The sequence below is a fragment of the Pseudoalteromonas sp. HL-AS1 genome (genome assembly GCF_031198785.1).
GTDB classification, from domain to species: domain Bacteria; phylum Pseudomonadota; class Gammaproteobacteria; order Enterobacterales; family Alteromonadaceae; genus Pseudoalteromonas; species Pseudoalteromonas distincta.
In genome coordinates this window covers 1,994,788-2,012,686 of sequence record NZ_CP133569.1, presented here as the reverse complement: position 1 = coordinate 2,012,686, position 17,899 = coordinate 1,994,788, and the positions used below count along the sequence as shown (strand labels likewise).

Sequence of the window (17,899 nt, the reverse complement as noted above, 5' to 3'; positions counted from 1 at the left end):
TCTCACGGGCAAAATGATAAACACAAACTCAATAGATGCTTCACCTTTTCACGAAGGCGAGCTGGCAATACAAGACAAGCTCGGTAAACGAGAAATAATGGCAACATTTGGCAAACGTGCCGTGCGCTCATTTATGCCAGAGCAGCATCAGGCCTTTTTTGAGCAGTTACCATTTGTGGTTGCAGGCAGTGTTGATGAAAATGCCGATGTGTGGGTATCTATTGTTTCAGGGCAGTCAGGCTTTTTAAGCGCCCCCACACCTAGGTCGTTATTAATGACGCACGCGGTTGATAAAAACGACCCCTTACATGGCACGTTAAATATTGCCGGCTCGCCAATTGGTTTATTAGGCATTGAGCTAAGCACGCGTAGGCGTAACCGTTTAAATGTGCGCGTAGGTGAGGCAATTAGTGATAATCAGGTGAGTTTTAATGTTGATCAATCTTTTGGAAATTGCCCGCAATATATTCAAACGCGCGACTTAACGTTTAATAGAGAGCCTTTAGTTAAAAGTAGTGCAGTACAAAAAGTTGAATTTAATACAATTGATAACGCAGCCAGTGCGTTAATTGACACCACCGATACATTTTTTGTATCGAGTTTTATAACCGCAAAAAACAATCCAAAAATTGAAGGGGTTGATGTTTCTCACCGTGGTGGGTTGCCGGGTTTTGTAAAGCGCGAAGGCAACACATTAACGATTCCTGATTACGCAGGTAACAATTTTTTTAATACCTTGGGTAACTTTTTATTAAACCCAAAAGCAGGTTTGTTATTTCCTGATTTTGACACGGGTAATGTATTAATGCTTACTGGCAGCGTTGAAATTTTATGGGACGGGCATCCAGAGTTAGAGGGCTTTATTGGCGCAGACCGAGGCTGGAAATTTACCCTCACTAAAGGAATGTGGCTTAAAAATTTACTCCCGTTTAGTGCTAAATTTGATGCTTATTCCCCTAACACTAAAATGACGGGCACGTGGCTTGAGGCTGATAAAAACAAACAAGCCGAAAAACTAAAACATACTTGGCAGCCTTTAAAAGTAACTAAAATAATTAAAGAGAGTAATGTAATTACCTCCTTTTATTTAGAAGGGCATAACAATACAACCTTGTTACCGTTTAAAGCTGGGCAGCATTTAACTGTACAATTACCAAGTAAAAATAGTCGCAATAGCAAAAACAGTAATAGCAAACCTGTTATTAGAACCTACACCGTGTCATCGAGCCCGCATGAACTATTTTATCGGTTATCGATTAAAAAAGAGCTAAATGGCGAGGTGTCTAACTACTTTCATAATAACGTAAAAGTAGGTGACGTTATTTTAGCTAAATACCCACAAGGGCAATTTTTTATTGACTCAATCAATACTAAACCAGCGGTACTCATTGGTGGCGGAATAGGCATTACACCCATGGTTTCAATGGCTAAACACATTGCCAATGAAGGGTTGAGAACCCGCTATACACGCCCTTTGCATATTTTTCACAGTGCTAAAAATAAACAGCAGCGTGCGTTTTATAACGAGCTAAAAACGCTTGCTGATACGAGTGGTGGCGCAATTGATTACTACTCACTTTTATCTCAGCCTGAGCTTGATGAAAAACAAGGCAATGGCTTTAACGTAAAAGGTGAGGGCCCTAATTTAAAAGACGAAAGCTTTGATTTAAAAGGGCGAATAAATGCGGATGTGTTTAGATACTATTTACCACTTGATGATTACGAGTTCTTTTTATGCGGACCAGAAGCGTTTATGCAGCACGTCTATAACGAGCTGTTATTGCTCGGTGTGCAGGATAAAAATATATTTGCTGAAGCATTTGGACCTTCCGCTATTAACCGCAATGTGCTTAACACAAGCGAAGCGCCTAATAAAAACATAGAGATGAGTGTTGAAGAGGCTGACAACACCATCATTAAATTTAGCAAATCGGGCTTTGAACAGCGCTGGAACAAAGGCGATAACATTATACTTAATGTAGCCGAATCCCATGGTTTAGAACCTGAATTTGGCTGTCGAAACGGTAGCTGCGGCAGTTGCGCCGTAAGAATAAATGCAGGCGCTGTGGTTTATCGCAATAACGTAAGTTACCCAGCAGAAACAGGCCAGGCGCTTATTTGCTGCGCCGTACCTGCTAAAGGCATTGAGGAGCTTGATTTAGAGCTGTAGTTGTTAATATAGCGTTTTTAAATACAGCGCTTTTAAATACAAAACTATGCGCTAAAACTAAAACAACTGTTTTTTGTTAAACAAACGGAGCGTTTTAAAAACGCTCCGTTGAATTACTTTTATTAAAACTCAAAATTAAAACTGACCGTAAGCCTTCTTCCGTCTAGCACAACGCCGTAGGTTTCATTGGTCACTACACGGTCTGTAACATTGTATAAACCAGCCATTACTTTCAGATTATCAGTCATCCAATATTGTGCGCCTATGTCCATCATGGTGTAGCCGGGTGTACCATCACTTAAGCTTGTACGGCTTAAATAGTCAGTAGTTTCACCACGGTAGTTTACACGACTCCATAAATTTATCGTGTCACTCGCATCCCAGTTTAAGGTAGCATTAGCCATACTCTTGGGTATTTTATTTAAAGGCTCGCCTGCAAAGTCTCCAGATTTTTGCTCAGAGTCTGTAAAAGAGTAGTCAGCTTTAAAGCGAAGGTTGTCGGCAATACGGTAGTTTACAGTCGCTTCTACCCCTTGCATTTCTGCCTCAGAAATATTTTTTTGCGTACTCAAAAATTGATAAGTGTTCCCACTGAATTCACATTGATAGTTTTCAAAATCATTTCTATCAATATTTTCACTAATACAGTAGCGATCTTCTGCTATTTTATCATCAAAATCAGTATGATAAAACGTTAAGCTGGTCGATAGTCCAATTTTAGGATCGTTATAAATAAAACTAACTTCGTAGTTAACGCTAGTTTCTGGATCTAAGTCAGGGTTACCTATTATCAGGGCACGTGAAATGGATGTTCCAGTGGAAGATAGGTTAGGAGATCCGCCCCCGCCTGTGCCTCGACCAAAGCCTGCAGTAGCTTGAGATAATGAAGGCTGAGTATATCCTGTAGAAACCCCTCCTTTAACAGTAAAGCGGTTATTTGCATGCCAGTTAGCATAAATCCTAGGTGACCAATGAGAACCAAATTGCTCATCGTTATCGTATCTTAAACCGGTAGTTATGGATAAGTCTTTTATAAAGTTCCATTCAACCTCAGTAAATAAAGCCCCAATCCATCGGTCAACTGTATCACTGGCAATAGCCACGTTGGCATCTAGTAAACCATTCGTTTCGTCAACAAGTTCTTCGGTTTTATATCGTGCACCCACAGTATAAATATGTTGCTCTGCTGCATAAGTTGCAGATGTATTAAACGTAATTATTTCTTCTTTTTTATCTTCATCTTGCACGCGTTCAGATAAATCTTGCTGAAGATAAGTGTTTGTTGTTAATTTTCCGTAATTACCCATATGGGTGAGGGAGTACATTTGTTTTTCAAATTCGTACTGTGAGCCTTCTGCATCAATAGCTATTGAGTTACCTGGTGTATGCTCAAAATCAATATTTGATGTATCGTAGGCTAGACTCACCTTGTTTTTATCATCAACGGCCCAGTTAAATTTAACCCCAAATTGGGTTGTATCTGAGTCTGGGCGGCTAGCAGTAGCGTCGCCACCGCCAGAGTAATCACTTTCATCTGTATGTTGTATTGAGCCTGTAAGCTCCATGCCTAATACATCTTTAATTAACGCACCGCCAGCGTAAAAGTCGGTATTGTATTGATCATTACTTACATCATTCATAGATGAAGTATAGCTTGCGGCTAAGCTTGCGGCCCATTGTTGTGGAGCCGTACGAGTAATAATGTTAATCACTCCGCCCATTGCTTCAGAGCCGTAAAGTGATGACATAGGACCACGAATAACTTCCACACGTTCAATCATTGCAAGTGGTGGAATACCTATTTGTTTACCCCCATCCGAGCCATTAGTATTTACTGAGCGACCCGCCGAAAGAGGACGACCATCGACAAGGTATAATGTGTATTGATCATCCATACCACGGATACTAATATCTTGCATATTACCGCCACCAGTTACATATACGCCTGGTATATCGCGAACAGCATCAACAACAGTGGTATAAGATTGTTTACGTAGCTCTTCTTGTAATATGACCGAAATAGATGCAGGAGCATCTATAATTTTCTGCTGATAACCGGTTGCTGTTACAACCATTGTTTCCATTTCATTTGTTTTTTCTGCCGCTGAAGCGCTCATGGCTATAGGGATAAAAATAGCGAGAGGTAACTTCTTACAGGTCAATGGTACTAACTTCGACATTGATCGTTTGGACATTAAAATGTTCTCCTTTACATGTAGGCCTAAATTCAAGAGTGCAAATGATAATACTTATTGTTATCATGTAAAGTAAATTAAATGGAACAATGTGTTGCCAAAGTTGCAACACATGTTGATCGTTTGCTCGTGTAATGGCTAATTTATTAGCATGTAAATTAGCCGTCACTGAGCGTATTAAACGCAGTAGGGATGTTGCAATGCCTCAATTTAAAGAATTACGTAGTTTTGTCTCTGTGGTTAGTTCAGGAAGCTTATCAAATTCGGCAAAAACACTGCAGTTGTCTAAATCAACTATTAGCCGACATCTTAAAAACTTAGAGCAAGATGTGGGGAGTATTTTACTTAAAAGAATGTCTAACAGCTTGGTGCCTACAGAGGCGGGGCTGTGTTTTTACGATTATTGTGAGCAAATACTAGGTATAGCGAAAGAAGCTAAACAAGAATTAGATACCTTAGATGAAAAAATACAGGGTGAAGTCGTTATCTATGTTGATACTGGCTTATTAAGAGGATGGCTAGGTGATGTTGTTACTCAGTTTTTAACGCGCTTTCCAGGTGTTAGCGTGACTCTTAAAACAGATATAAAAGCTGACTCAAACCAATGGCAAGACAATATTTTGCTTTGCATGGGGCAGTTACCTGAATCCAGCCAACGCCAAGAAAAACTCTGTATTCTTTGGCAGGGGGTATTTGGTAGTAAAGATTACTTTAAGTGTAATGGCTATCCTAACTCACCGGAAGATTTAATAAATACTCACTGGTTACAATTAATTGGCAATAAAAATGAGCAGTTAGTTATGACAAACCAAGGAGGAGAAACATTAAGTGTACCAGTTCCTTCGTCACGAATTCAGTCAGATCAATTGGTGTTACAAGGAGATGCAATAAGCCAAGGACATGGGCTTGGTTTATTACCTCTATGGCAAGCAAACATGCGTCTTAATGCCCACCCCGAATGCTTTGAGCGTTGTTTAAAAGACTGGGTAGGTCATCCTGTTCCTATTTGGTTATGTTATCCTTTTGGCAAATTAGCCAAAAAGCAGCGTGCTTTTATAGAGCATATAAAAAGCAATTTACCGCAGGAATGGGATAATGAGCTTTGCCAAGAAATGTAAATTTTATTTAGTATTACTTAGGCAATTTATTTTAAGTGTTTTAGAAACTGCAACGTAAAAAACCGCTTTTTAATCAATAAAAGTAAATGCTACTCATTATCATTTGATGTGTGACATGCTAGCATATCCTTAATATGTTCATAAATTAAAAAGGAAATATAAATGTACGGCATACTAATAAAAATGTTTTTTATAGCTGGTTGTAGTTTTTTCTCAGTAGCTAGCTTTGCTAATTACCCAATAACAATTAACCAAGGGAATACCCAAGTTGTTATAAAACAAAAGCCTATAAAAGTAGTTGTATATGATTTAGGTGTACTTGATACATTAACAGCACTTGATGTTGATGTAACAGCGGTTGCTAAGGGAGTGTTTCCTGAGTATTTAGCCCATTATAACTCCCCAAAAAAAGCAATAGCGGGTAGCTTATTTAAGCCAGACTTTGAGGCACTTAAAAAAATCAAACCTGATTTAATTATAGTCGGACCACGCAGCCGTAGAGCGTTAGATAAATTAACTGCAATTGCACCTACCATCGATTTAACATTAAGTTCCGATGATTTTGTCTCTAATATTAAAAGAAATATTATACTACTGGGTGATGTTTTTGAAAAACAACAGCAAGCAAAGTTATTGTGGAACAATCTAAATAATAAAATTAATGCTTTGCAGGCTAAAGCAGTGGGTAAAGGGCCAGGGCTTGTTTTATTTACAGTAAAAGATATGTTTATTGCGCACTTACCTGGAGACAGATTTGGTATGGTGTATGAACTACTTGGTATAAAAAGCCCAAATAAAATTAATAAACCGCAGCTAAAAGATAACGATAAAAGCCAAACTAAAGTGCAAAAAGCCAAACAAGCTGCAGTATTAACAAAGGATTATATGGCAACAAAACCAAATTGGCTGTTTATACTCGACAGAGGTTTAGCAACTGGTGGGCAAAGCAATATTGAGCAAGCTTTAGCAAAAGCACCGTTTATAGAAAACTCTCAAGCGTGGCAACAAAAACATGTTTACTACTTAAACCCAACGCAATGGTATGTAATAACAGGCGGCTATGCGAGTGTTCTTAATACCGTTAACGAGTTAAATACTATTTGGTAAACATTTTTATTAAAGGTGAGCTGATTATGAATATTTGCTCACCAATTCACTTTAGTTAGATACAAAACTGATAGCGAAAAATTGAAATGAGCGGCATATCTGGTGCTCATAAATAGAATTTAGCTCAGAACTTTTAAAATCTGCAATACATAGCTAACTCCACTTGTACTGGTCAACCCACACTAAACATTTAGAGCTGAGAATTTTTAAACTCCACAGGTAATAATTAATTATTTACTTAATGTAGCCCAATCCCATGGTTTAGAACCTGAATTTGGCTGTCGAAACGGTAGCTGCGGCAGTTGCGCCGTAAGAATAAATGCAGGCGCTGTGGTTTATCGCAATAACGTAAGTTACCCAGCAGAAACAGGCCAGGCGCTTATTTGCTGCGCCGTACCTGCTAAAGGCATTGAGGAGCTTGATTTAGAGCTGTAGTTTTTTTCAAAATATAAATCTTCAGCTTTTATCATTGTAGGGCAATAAAGGCTCACTATTGATACAAAATAAACGTGTGATTGCAGTACATTCTTGCCTCTAACGAATACTATAACTTCTTAACTTTTTCGGGGTATCAACAATGATTACACCATGTAGTCTATGGTTTTTCTGTTTGTGTGTAATGTATGCATTACCAGTGTATTTAGCTTCTAATTTCGGATTTTCTAGCAAGGTTTGCACGTATTCATCTAGGCTCCTTATTTGCCTGTCTGCAGAGTTTTTAGCAGTAAAATAGTTCGATAGTTTAGTTGTGTACTCTTTATGTATTTCGTAAAGATTTTCATTCCGCGCTAGAACAAGATATGTTCTTAGTTTAGATGACACATCATTAAACACTGATTCTGAAACAGGTAAAGTAATTGCTTGATTTAGTTTGGTATCAAGTTTAAATTCATTTTTATCGCAGTTCACAACTAACTGATTAAATGTATAAGAAATAATTTTGAGGAAGTCACTATCAGATATACCTGTAGTGGTCAACTAATTTTGGCCACAGTTTTAGAATCTTGGTATCTAACCTCAGATTCATTTGGTGCTAAACCTGCATTATAATGATGTGGTCTAACATTGTTGTAATATCCGTTGATATAATCACTCACACTATATTTAGCTTCTTCAAAGTTTTCATATCCAACTTTTGGCCATCCACTCCGTTTTAAAGCTTCTAAAAAATCGTTCCATTGGCGCATTATCCCAACAATTTCCGCGCCGACTCATGCTTTGTGTGATTTTATAGCGCCATAAACGTTGGCGATACTTCAAGCTTGTATAGTGGCTTCCTTGGCCTGAGTGAAACATCAGTCCTGTCGGTTTTCCTCTGCTTTCATACGCGAGTTCAAGCGCTTTTAGCGTTAAGTTAGTATCTGGCGACAATGACATTGCCCAACCAACGACTTTGCGTGCAAATAAATCAACAACGACCGCTAAATAAGCCCAGCGATTACCTGTCCAAAGTAGAGTAAGAGGCAGAACGTAGTCGAACTATTTTTCTGCCTCTCCTCTCCGAACCGTACGTGCACCTTTCAGCGCATACAGCTCTCCGCTTAATTGTGGCTTACAGCCATTACAACATCGCTGTAGCGAGATGTGACAGTATTTCTCATTTCATCTCTAAGATAAGGGTTTGATTCAGGTAATCGCCAACGGAAGGGCAACTTAGGACTGCTCACCAGTCGATATAGTGAAGCGCTACATAAATTACCTCGATTGCTTTTACCAAATAATACCCAAGTCTTGGCCTGATTTGGCGTCGGTCGTTTTATCCACTTCATCATTAATGACTTAACGGAGCAACGATATTTCCGCGCTAGCCATTTTGCTAATTTCCAGAAAACTATACGATCAATTTTACTGTAAACTTTAGCGGTATAATCAGTATGACGATAAAATTGCGCCCAGCCTTTAAGCTTGCGGCTGAGTTGTTCAACTTTGTCTATCTTGCTACAACTGTGATCACTGGATAAAGCTTGGCTCAAGGAATGAGAAAATGCTTTAGCCTTACCATGTGGAATACCAGACACCACACGCATATTCCCTTTAGGACCACGTTTCCTTATGATCCTATGACCAAGGAAGATAAATCCATCATTCACATGCGTAATATGGGTTTTCTCCATGTTAAGTGTGAGTTTAAGTTTACCTTCAAGAAAATTTCGACACTGATCACGAATGGCTTCTGCTTGTTGTTTGTTACCTTTGACAATCACAAGAAAGTCATCGGCATAACGACAATAAGCAACCCCAGGTTTCCATTGTCTATTTTCCTCTAGTGCAATGGTACGCTTATCTTGGATTGTACGATTCCAGTACCAGCGATCTTTACGTGCTTTCTTGCTCAAGTAGCATTTATCCAAATACTGATCAAATTCGTTGAGCATGATATTTGACAATAATGGAGAAATGACACCACCTTGTGGTACGCCTTCGCTTGTTGCACAGAATAGATTACGTTCAATATGTCCTGCTTTGATGAACCGCCAGAGCAATTCATTAAATCGTCGACAATTGATACGCTTACGCACACATGTCATCAGTAATTGATGGTGGACTGTATCAAAATAACTTGATAAATCCCCTTCAATTACCCAGCGCCCACGTGGTTCACTTGAGCCTGTCATTTGTAACTTAACAGTTCTAATGGCGTGATGGACACTGCGTTCAGGTCTAAAACCATAGGATAGTGAATGAAAATCATTTTCCCATATCGGCTCCATTGCCATGAGCATGGCACGTTGCACTATTCTGTCTCTTAAGGTGGGTATGCCTAAAGGGCGTTGCTTTCCATTCGCTTTAGGAATATAAATTCGTCTGGCAGGCATTGGTTGATAATTACCCGAGAGTAAATCATTTCTGATCCCATCTAAGTAATCAGTCAGCTTATCCTGTAAGTGAATTTTAGTTATTCCATCAACGCCAGGTGTTTTGGCACCTTTTGAAGAAAGCGTTACTTCAGCCGCTTGGCAAAGCCATTGTGGGTGACTGATAAGGCGCAGTAATCGATTAACGCGACGCGCTTTATCTGTTGCTGTCCATGTTGCTAATTTACGTTGCAGTTCGCTGATTATCACAGGTCTTCACCTCATTAAGGTCAGGTAATTTGCTTGCGCAAATCAATTAAACTGCGCCCCTTCGCCATGTAATGGGCTTTCCCCATCTCAGACTACTACGAACGCTCCGCCAGCTTGTTTGTCATCGGGGTCGTGCTCCCTTAGCATTCAAACAAACCTTCCCCGGTTTACCTATCTGAACTCGAACATATTGGGGTGGATGCCGATCGCAGTCTTTAACCTTATCGTGCTGTAAGGTGATAATACTTAAACGCTGAATTGTGATTTAGCGTTTATCCATTGATAAATACCTACGTGTGATTTATCAAGTCGGCAATAATACTCATACATTTAGTATTATTGCAGCATCATATTGCCTGTTAATTCGTGTAGGCAATGGCGACGTTTCAGCCCATAGATGCGGGTTAATCGGTTCATGTACTTCATCCGTCCAATACTTAGTCTAGAAGAGCATCTTGGCGTAACGAATTCGCCTCACTCCCCGTTGTCAGCGAGTTCCATCACCTTATCAGCATACGATAAGTCACTGCCGCTCAGACTCAACTATCTGCACAACCAGATAGTGCCATAAACAATTTGGCTCCTACCGTATTGCTCATGTATTTCAGATAGACTCGTGGTTCATTAAAGCATTCCTTGCTAGTGCTGAACTCCGGGCACACTATACGTCACATCACCGCACCACACCGTATCCGGCTCAACAACATCAAACTGCCTATCTAGAAAATTCGGGATTGCAAGGTGCTCATTACCACCGCGTTTATATTGATGTTGTGGTACTTGGCAGCTCTCTAGTTTTAGTTTAACCATCAGCTTAGCGGCGCGATAACGGCTTAATTCAAAACCGTTATTCCGCCACTCATTGCATGTATAACTTTAACTTCCGCTTCTAACCTTACTTGCTCTGGTGTCGATGTTGTATCCCGTATGGCCCAATATTTATAGCTGCTGCGATGCACATTGAATACGCTACACAACACGCTGATTGGGTAACGCTCTCGTTGATTTAATTTCTCAATTAACGAGAATTGCTCAGGGAGTCGGACATCAAGAGAGCGGTAGCCTTTTTTAATATATCCTTTTCTAATTCAATGCGTTGGATTTGCTTTTTAAGTTCGCGGATTTCAATTTGTTCAGGCGTCATTGGTGAAGCCAATGGGGACTGGCCATTCCGTTCTTGCTTTAATTGAGTTACCCACTTACTTACAGTTGATTTACCAACCCCCATAGCTTTAGCTGCATCTTCTTGCGTATAGCCTTGATCAACTACAAGCTGAGCTGTTTCTAATTTGATTGCAGTAGAATACGTTGCCCGTTTTAATTTCGTCATTTTTTCACCTAAATTTGTATGCTTATTAGCATAACATTTCTTTCTTAATGGGTGGCCAAATTAACTATGCCACTACATTATGAAAAATGTTGTTTTAAAATTAACGTTAATCGCTGTGCTTTTCTTGAGTGCATGCACGGCGGTAGTACAAGATGATTTTAGTAAACTGAGCACAGAGTCATCTAATCAAAAAATAGCAGTTAATCAGCTTGGTTATTTAGTTAATAGCGAAAAAATAGCAATAGTGCCAAATGTAACCGCGACTACTTATGATTTAGTGGATGTAAATACTAATAAAATAATACGTAGCGGCCAGTTATCACACGCTAAAATGTGGGACAACTCAGGAAATGACACCTTTAAACGCGCTGAATTTACAGATATTGTAACACCAGGAGATTACCTTTTACGTGTAAAAGGAGTGAGAGATTCTGCCGTATTCTCAATTAATAATCATGTATATGACTCGATTCATACAGCGGCGTTAAAATACTATTACTTAAATCGTTCAAGTATTGTAATAGAGAAAAAGTATGCAGGTATTTATGCGCGGCCTTTAGGGCATAAAGACGACGACGTGCTTTATCACTCATCAGCAGAGCAAGGCGATGACTTTAAAGCGAAAGAGGTGCAATCTCAAAAAGGCTGGTACGATGCGGGCGATTATGGTAAGTATGTTGTTAATTCTGGTATTACCACGTACACATTACTTGCGGCGTTTGAGCACTACCCTGAAGTGTATCAAAAGCAAATATTAAACATCCCTGAATCGTCAGATGACGTCCCCGATATTATAAACGAAGCACTATGGAACCTTGAATGGCTGATCACTATGCAAAGCGATGATGGGGGTGTTTATCATAAACTCACAACGCGTGAATGGCCAGGCTATGAAATGCCGCATGAAGATAAAAGAGCGCGCTACATGATAGGAAAAAGCACAGCGGCTAGCCTTGACTTTGCCGCGACGTTATCGGTGGCCAGTAGAGTACTTGCTCCCTATTATCCCAATAAAAGTAAGCAATATTTAGCGGCTGCAATTAACGCATGGAAGTACTCGCTTGAAAATCAAACCCAATATTATGAGCAACCTGATGATATTAAAAGTGGAGAGTATGGTGATAATCAGCTAAAAGATGAGTTTGCTTGGGCCGCTGCAGAGTTATTTATAACAACTAGAGATAAAGGTTTTTATAATACTTACAAAGAGATAAATATTCATTATTCAGCTCCTTCATGGAGAAATGTATCGTATCTTTCTTTAAGCAGTTTACTGTTTAAGGCAAAAAATTTATTGAGTGAACAAGAATACGAAGATCTTAAAATAAAGCAAAAACACTTAGCTGATGTGTATTTAAAACAACATAAAAATAGCCCATATATTGTTGCGATGGAAAAGTCTGACTTTGTGTGGGGTAGTAATTCAGCAGCGTTAAATAAAGCGATAGTTTTGCTACAAGCCGCTGAGTTAAATAATAATTCGCAGTACTTAAAGGCTGCGCAAGGGCTTGTTGATTACATTTTAGGACGCAACCCAACAGGGTATTCGTTTGTTACTGGTTTTGGTGATAAAACACCACAACACCCGCATCATCGAATTTCACAAAGTGATGGCATTACAGCTCCAGTACCAGGTATGTTAGTTGGCGGTCCCCAAGCTGGGCAGCAGGATGAGTGTAACTATGATTCCAACGAACCTGCAAAATCATACAGCGATAGCTGGTGTAGTTACTCAACGAACGAAGTGGCAATTAATTGGAATGCGCCTCTTGTATATGTGCTAGGAGCGTTTGTTAGCCGGTGATACTTACTTGAATCTTTTTATTATAGTTATAAATCACTGGTATAAAGCTTTAGCTTACCAGTTGTGTTCAATAGTATGCGGTGTGTTTCCTTACTTTACGCTAGTAGAAGTAGAGCAGATAGCCTAGAGCTGTCATTCCCTGTTGTGCTGTATTTATACATTGCCATTCAATCTTATAATTTGACTTGTAATTATCAGGGGTAGGGGTCTAATTTTGAGGTGGATTAAAGAGCTAAAAATGTGCTTTGGGCGCTTGGGCACAAGTTTGGGCACAAATCGATAAAAACTGGAATTTTTAAGATGATCTTTTGAGGCTTGGCTCTCATTATTTTAAAACTTTGAATACAAAATAATAAAAAACTAAGAATTTAATTTTCAACAAAAAATCAAACGAGTAAATTGAATAGGTTTTTTAACTGTTTGAAATATAAAATTTAATTGGTACGACCGAGTGGATTCGAACCACCGACCTCTACCATGTCAAGGTAGCGCTCTAACCAGCTGAGCTACGGTCGTACAATTTTTTTAGGGTTCTTAAATTTTGGTACGACTGAGTGGATTCGAACCACCGACCCCTACCATGTCAAGGTAGTGCTCTAACCAGCTGAGCTACAGTCGTATTACTTTATTTAAGTAAGTGTTAATTGCTTAACAACGGCGGCTAATATATAGCGTGGCGGTTGGTGAATCAAGCAAGTTTGTTGTTTTTGAGTTTATTTGCCGTTTTTTTATTCATATTGGGCTTATTTTACACGTTTTATAAAAACCTTGCCACCAAACCACATGTTTTTTAGCTGAGCTTTTAAGTAAGTTCAGTAAGTTACTTGTCGAGCCCGTTTTGACTAAGTTATTAATTTGAGGACTTGAGATACTTTCGTTAAACCAAAGTTCGTTATAAAGCGGTTGTAGTACCTCTAGATAACCAGTTAATTGCGCTTGATAGGGCTGAATTTCTTTTAGGTAAAACTTTTGAAATACGTTGCTTATGATTTTTGCGTTTTCATTATTTTTACCCTCTGGGCAAAGGGCATTAAAATTGAGTGTTTTTAAAAGCTGTGTGGCGTTGTTGTTTAACACTACCTGCATGCGGGCTGATTGAATGAGTGCTTGGTTAAATTGATATTTATTAAGCTGTTCGAGTGCACTAAAAATAGAATCGCTATTAATTTTACTAAATTGCTTAAAGTTAATTTGCTGCTTAATGAGTACAAGTTGTTTTAGCGCCTGCAAGGTATCACTAAAGCCAGCGGGTTCAGTAGTGAGCTCGTTTGAAGTCAGTTGCCAGGTACGATTTAACTCAGGTTCTTTGAATAACATGGTATTAAAAAAGTACATTAGATGTGTTTCTTTGTAGTTTTTGGCAGCGAGTATTTTTGTGTAACTAGGGCTATTTTTATCAAGTGTATTTAAACAAACCTGCGCACTTTTAATAAAGTTTATTTGATATTTTAATTGCCCAGCAGCGCTGGCGGTTTTTCCTAATTGGTTGTTGTGCTCACTTATAAGCACGTTAAGCTTACATTGACTAATGCCTGCAAGCTCAACAATACTCAGTGTTAAGTCGCTTTGTGCTATTGGGGGAGGCTGCAGTAAAGGGAGTTGCTTGAGCGGCGCAGGTTGTGTTGGGCTTGTATTAACTGTGCTACTTAAGCGTTCAATATAAGTAGCGTTTACCGTACTTTGTGGTTTGTTGCAGCCAGTAAGTATTAAAAAACACATTACCAGCAAAGTAGCTGGTAATGTTTTAAGGCTGAGCTTATTAGTTTTGATTGAGTGCATCACTGTTAACAAATTCATATTTTAGACGTTTTTTTACCGTTAGCATTAATAAAATAGCAGCGACACTAAGGCCTACTATTATTCCAACCCAAAAGCCATGTGGCCCCATAGCTGGCACAATTATGTCTGTTCTTGCCAATACGTAACCTAAACAAAAGCCGATTAACCAATACGATATAAACGTAATATACGATATAGGCGTGGTGTATTTTAAACCACGGAGTATGCCATTTGCAGCAACCTGTAATGCATCGGGTAATTGGTAGACACACGCTAATATCATAATTGATGAAGCCAGAGCCATAACAGCAGGGCTGTCGGTATACAGTTGGCTAATTAAATCACGACCTGTAAAAGTAATAAGTGCCAAAAATAGTGCAATTACAATAGCTAATATATAACTAGTCGATACGGCAACTTTTAACTGCTGTAAATTATTTTGACCATATAGATTACCAATACGAATACTTATAGCGATAGAGAGGCTCAGCGGCATCATAAACAGCAATGTAGTTACACTCGCTGCTATTTGATGCCCCGATACAGCCACTGCACCTAAATGCGCAATAAATAGCGGTATACACGCAAATAAAGTGACTTCAAAAAAGGTAGCAAGTGAAATTGGTATACCTAGCTTAGTAATAATACCAATAGTAGTGAAATTAGGTTTTTCGAATGATGAAAGCAGGCCTTTAGCATCTACCTTTTTACTCATTTGGCAGTAAGTGACTTGTGCTATTGCCATAACAGTTAAAACAATTGCTGTGGCAATGCCACAGCCTGCGCCGCCATAAGCGGGAAAACCAAATAAGCCATTTATGAAAATATAATTTACTGGAATATTAACGGCTAAACCTAATAGGCTTATGTAAAAGGCGGGTTTGGTCATCCCCATGCCTTCGGTAACGTTTCTGTATACTGTAAAAATTAAAAACCCAAACACACCCCATTTCACAAAATGGATGTAGTCAATGGCAAGGTTTGCAATAGCAGGCGTTGTATCGAGCTTTAAAATAATGGCATCTGCTAAATGGGCAATACCAAAACCTGTAAAGCTTAAAATAGCGGTTAAATAAAGTGATTGTTGAAAATAGTGACTAATACCTTTGCGGTCATCGCTGCCCGAAAACTGCGCAATAATACCAGTGAGCGCTAATAAAATACCTTGCAGAGCCAGTAATAATGGGTTCCATATCCCTGTTGCAATAGAAAGTGCAGCTAAGTCAGTAGGGCTAACTTGGCCAGCCATAATTGTGTCGACTACCGACATTAAAATAAGTGTAACTTGTGCTAAAAAAACAGGTAAGGCTAGGGAAAGTAAACGCTTGGCTTCCCAATTGCAAAAGGTCATAAAAAAAGCTACTAAATAAAACAGGCGACAATTGTAATCCATTGCGTTTCAAATAAAAATCATAGTAGTGAATGATTTTATGAGTTGATACGTTAAACTAGCACTTTGTAATAATTTTAAGTGATTTTATGTTTACAGGAATAGTGCAAACACAAGCAACAGTGGTCTCTAAAACTCAAACTGATGGTGTGTTACGCTTAGTTGTATCGGTGAGCGATGAGTACGTTAAGCATTTAGATTTAGGCGCAAGCATTGCTATTAATGGCTGTTGTTTAACTGTTGTGCAAGTTGAGCTAAGTAATCATGATGTGGTGGCGCAAGTGCATTTTGATGTGATTGATGAAACGCTAAAGTTAACCAATTTAGGCCTGCTTGAGCTAGGTAGTTTAGTAAATTACGAACGCTCTGTTACGTTTGGTACTGAGCTTGGTGGGCATATAGTGTCTGGGCATATTCATTGTACGTCACAAATCTCTCAAATAGTGAAGCTTGAGAACAATTGTAAAATTCAGTTAAGTCTGCCAAAAGAGTGGCAAAAGTATGTGTTATATAAAGGTTTTGTTGCGATAAATGGCGCAAGCTTAACCGTAGGCGAAGTTGATGAACAAGGTTTTTGGTTACACCTAATTCCGGAAACGCTCGCCATTACAAACATTGGTGCAGCGCAAGTGGGTGACAAGTTTAATATTGAAGTTGATCAGCAAACTTACACTATTGTAAATACGGTAGAGAACTACTTGCGCCATCAGGCTTAAGTTAAAATATTTGTTCGTCGTCACTGTCTACCTGTAGCTCCAATTTATTGTTAGCATGGTCTATATGCATATTTAAATGAATTGGGTTACAGCAGGCAGTGCAATCTTCTATATAATCTTGATCGCCGCTGCTTGCGTCTAGGTCTAGATGTATGTGGTGACCGCAGTGTGGGCACGTTATTCGTTGTGATAAAAAATCTTTCATAATCACTCCAGTTATAAATAATTAAGTTAGGTTCAACTTAATCGCTTACAGATGAACCCCTACTTACTCATTAAATATAGTGTTGAAATGCAGCTTATGACACTTATTTTATACCTTCAAATACCAGCTTTTCTATATGTTTTTTAGCTTCAGTAAGATAGTGACCTGCAAAGATATTGGCGTGATTTAAAATGGGGTATAGCTGATATATTAACTTACGTTTTTCGTAATTTTGAGAAAGCGGGTAGTGCGCGTTATAGGCGCTATAAAAGTCTTTAGGCAGGGGGGCAAATAGTTCGCTCATTGCAATATCCACTTCCCGATCACCATAATAACAAGCGGGGTTAAATGCCGTTGGCTCTGCTTTTAAAAAGCCCATATTGCCTCGCCAAAAATCGCCATGCAGTAATGAGGGCTCAACTTGATGACTATGTAGCTGCTCTTTTACGGCATTAATTAAGCGCTCGGGTTCAATAAAGTTAATGCCTTTTTCAGCGAGTAACTGTAATTGCCACCCTATACGTTCTTCGGCGTAAAATACATCCCATTTTTTATGCCAGCGATTAGGTTGTATGGTAGTGGCTATGTAGTTGTCTACATCAAAACCAAACATAGCTTGGTCGTGTTTTTGATGCATTTTAGCGAGGCTGCTTCCCATAGTTGCCCACGTGTTGTGGGGTTGTTTATCTAAAAAAAGCCACTGTAAAACAATAAACGAAAACTCTATATTTGCACCGGTTGTAATACATTCAGGGACTTTAAAATTACTATTTTGCGCTAAAAGCTTTAAGCCAATAAATTCACTTTCTAAACGCTCGAGTTCGCTTTTTAATGCTATTTTAACGAAGAAGTTATGCGTACCATTGGTAATATGAAATAGTTTGTCGGTATTTGTACTTTGTAATTGGCGTTTATAGGTGTGTTTAAAGTCAAAATTAATGGCTTGGCTGATGTGCTCATTTACTGTTTTCCACATAACAATTGCTCGCCTTTTAAGCAGATACTTAAACTATGGCAAAA

13 protein-coding genes, 2 tRNA genes and 2 pseudogenes are annotated in these 17,899 nt (G+C 38.9%); 6 read left to right on the top strand and 11 right to left on the bottom strand.

What is annotated here, in order from left to right; translation table 11 throughout:
• The first annotated feature begins 13 nt into the window (after positions 1 to 13).
• Positions 14 to 2,170 (top strand): pyridoxamine 5'-phosphate oxidase family protein, encoded by a 2,157-nt coding sequence (locus RB214_RS09395; RefSeq protein ID WP_309166329.1) that lies wholly within the window; start codon positions 14 to 16, stop codon positions 2,168 to 2,170.
• 122 nt (positions 2,171 to 2,292) lie between these two features.
• On the opposite strand, the gene RB214_RS09390 is transcribed toward RB214_RS09395, so the two are convergent.
• Positions 2,293 to 4,365: a TonB-dependent receptor domain-containing protein gene (locus RB214_RS09390; RefSeq protein ID WP_309166326.1), complete on the bottom strand. Its 2,073-nt coding sequence runs from the start codon at positions 4,363 to 4,365 to the stop codon at positions 2,293 to 2,295.
• Positions 4,366 to 4,499: 134 nt separating this feature from the next.
• On the opposite strand from RB214_RS09390, the gene RB214_RS09385 reads away from it, so the two are divergent.
• The 3 genes from RB214_RS09385 (at position 4,500) to RB214_RS09375 (ending at position 7,025) form a co-directional block, all read left to right on the top strand.
• Positions 4,500 to 5,483 carry a LysR family transcriptional regulator gene (locus RB214_RS09385; RefSeq protein ID WP_309166323.1) on the top strand — a complete coding sequence of 328 codons (984 nt, stop codon included), beginning with the start codon at positions 4,500 to 4,502 and terminating at the stop codon, positions 5,481 to 5,483.
• Between the two features lie 162 nt (positions 5,484 to 5,645).
• The gene (locus RB214_RS09380; protein ID WP_309166319.1) at positions 5,646 to 6,590 is read left to right on the top strand and encodes an ABC transporter substrate-binding protein; all 945 of its coding nucleotides are present in this window, start codon (positions 5,646 to 5,648) and stop codon (positions 6,588 to 6,590) included.
• Between the two features lie 222 nt (positions 6,591 to 6,812).
• On the top strand, positions 6,813 to 7,025 hold the full coding sequence (locus RB214_RS09375) for a 2Fe-2S iron-sulfur cluster binding domain-containing protein (RefSeq protein ID WP_165743819.1): 213 nt from the start codon (positions 6,813 to 6,815) through the stop codon (positions 7,023 to 7,025).
• Between the two features lie 99 nt (positions 7,026 to 7,124).
• On the opposite strand, the gene RB214_RS09370 is transcribed toward RB214_RS09375, so the two are convergent.
• From RB214_RS09370 to RB214_RS09355, 4 genes and pseudogenes are all read right to left on the bottom strand, one after another.
• Positions 7,125 to 7,568, bottom strand: a complete 444-nt coding sequence (locus RB214_RS09370) for a hypothetical protein (protein WP_309166316.1) — start codon at positions 7,566 to 7,568, stop codon at positions 7,125 to 7,127.
• Positions 7,565 to 8,051 (bottom strand): annotated as a pseudogene (locus RB214_RS09365) (IS3 family transposase); the annotation flags it as partial. The pseudogene RB214_RS09365 and the gene RB214_RS09370, both read right to left, overlap by 4 nt.
• 80 nt (positions 8,052 to 8,131) lie before the next feature.
• Entirely contained in the window at positions 8,132 to 9,655 is a 1,524-nt protein-coding gene (ltrA, locus tag RB214_RS09360; RefSeq protein WP_008109360.1) for a group II intron reverse transcriptase/maturase, read from the bottom strand.
• A gap of 663 nt (positions 9,656 to 10,318) precedes the next feature.
• Positions 10,319 to 10,985 (bottom strand): annotated as a pseudogene (locus RB214_RS09355) (transposase); the annotation flags it as partial.
• A gap of 79 nt (positions 10,986 to 11,064) precedes the next feature.
• On the opposite strand from RB214_RS09355, the gene RB214_RS09350 reads away from it, so the two are divergent.
• Positions 11,065 to 12,789 (top strand): glycoside hydrolase family 9 protein, encoded by a 1,725-nt coding sequence (locus RB214_RS09350; RefSeq protein ID WP_309166314.1) that lies wholly within the window; start codon positions 11,065 to 11,067, stop codon positions 12,787 to 12,789.
• Positions 12,790 to 13,228: 439 nt separating this feature from the next.
• On the opposite strand, the gene RB214_RS09345 is transcribed toward RB214_RS09350, so the two are convergent.
• The 4 genes from RB214_RS09345 to RB214_RS09330 all read right to left on the bottom strand — a co-directional run bounded on the left by RB214_RS09345 (position 13,229) and on the right by RB214_RS09330 (position 15,919).
• Positions 13,229 to 13,305: transfer RNA gene (locus tag RB214_RS09345), tRNA-Val, on the bottom strand.
• Positions 13,306 to 13,331: 26 nt separating this feature from the next.
• Positions 13,332 to 13,408, bottom strand: a tRNA-Val gene (locus RB214_RS09340).
• Positions 13,409 to 13,521: 113 nt separating this feature from the next.
• The gene (locus RB214_RS09335) at positions 13,522 to 14,568 is read right to left on the bottom strand and encodes a DUF3080 family protein (protein WP_309168989.1); all 1,047 of its coding nucleotides are present in this window, start codon (positions 14,566 to 14,568) and stop codon (positions 13,522 to 13,524) included.
• Positions 14,549 to 15,919 (bottom strand): MATE family efflux transporter, encoded by a 1,371-nt coding sequence (locus RB214_RS09330; RefSeq protein ID WP_309166312.1) that lies wholly within the window; start codon positions 15,917 to 15,919, stop codon positions 14,549 to 14,551. The genes RB214_RS09335 and RB214_RS09330 overlap by 20 nt, the downstream gene beginning before the upstream one ends.
• Positions 15,920 to 16,047: 128 nt before the next feature.
• Between RB214_RS09330 and RB214_RS09325 the strand changes: the two genes are divergently transcribed.
• Complete coding sequence (locus tag RB214_RS09325) at positions 16,048 to 16,674, top strand: riboflavin synthase (RefSeq protein WP_007585130.1); 627 nt, start codon at positions 16,048 to 16,050, stop codon at positions 16,672 to 16,674.
• A 1-nt stretch (position 16,675) separates the two neighbouring features.
• Here the strand turns inward: RB214_RS09325 and RB214_RS09320 are convergent, their stop codons facing one another.
• Positions 16,676 to 16,879 carry a CPXCG motif-containing cysteine-rich protein gene (locus RB214_RS09320; RefSeq protein WP_309166307.1) on the bottom strand — a complete coding sequence of 68 codons (204 nt, stop codon included), beginning with the start codon at positions 16,877 to 16,879 and terminating at the stop codon, positions 16,676 to 16,678.
• Between the two features lie 103 nt (positions 16,880 to 16,982).
• The gene (locus RB214_RS09315; RefSeq protein WP_309166304.1) at positions 16,983 to 17,855 is read right to left on the bottom strand and encodes a fructosamine kinase family protein; all 873 of its coding nucleotides are present in this window, start codon (positions 17,853 to 17,855) and stop codon (positions 16,983 to 16,985) included.
• Positions 17,856 to 17,899: the final 44 nt, after the last annotated feature.

Bases quoted from the DNA above. Each gene is read 5' to 3' on its own strand.
- RB214_RS09320 (WP_309166307.1), bottom strand. From the start codon at position 16,879: ATGAAAGATTTTTTATCACAACGAATAACGTGCCCACACTGCGGTCAC.
- RB214_RS09395 (WP_309166329.1), top strand. From the start codon at position 14: ATGATAAACACAAACTCAATAGATGCTTCACCTTTTCACGAAGGCGAG.
- RB214_RS09380 (WP_309166319.1), top strand. From the start codon at position 5,646: ATGTACGGCATACTAATAAAAATGTTTTTTATAGCTGGTTGTAGTTTT.
- RB214_RS09350 (WP_309166314.1), top strand. From the start codon at position 11,065: ATGAAAAATGTTGTTTTAAAATTAACGTTAATCGCTGTGCTTTTCTTG.
- RB214_RS09385 (WP_309166323.1), top strand. From the start codon at position 4,500: ATGGCTAATTTATTAGCATGTAAATTAGCCGTCACTGAGCGTATTAAA.
- RB214_RS09335 (WP_309168989.1), bottom strand. From the start codon at position 14,568: ATGCACTCAATCAAAACTAATAAGCTCAGCCTTAAAACATTACCAGCT.
- RB214_RS09330 (WP_309166312.1), bottom strand. From the start codon at position 15,919: ATGACCTTTTGCAATTGGGAAGCCAAGCGTTTACTTTCCCTAGCCTTA.
- RB214_RS09325 (WP_007585130.1), top strand. From the start codon at position 16,048: ATGTTTACAGGAATAGTGCAAACACAAGCAACAGTGGTCTCTAAAACT.
- RB214_RS09315 (WP_309166304.1), bottom strand. From the start codon at position 17,855: ATGTGGAAAACAGTAAATGAGCACATCAGCCAAGCCATTAATTTTGAC.
- RB214_RS09390 (WP_309166326.1), bottom strand. From the start codon at position 4,365: ATGTCCAAACGATCAATGTCGAAGTTAGTACCATTGACCTGTAAGAAG.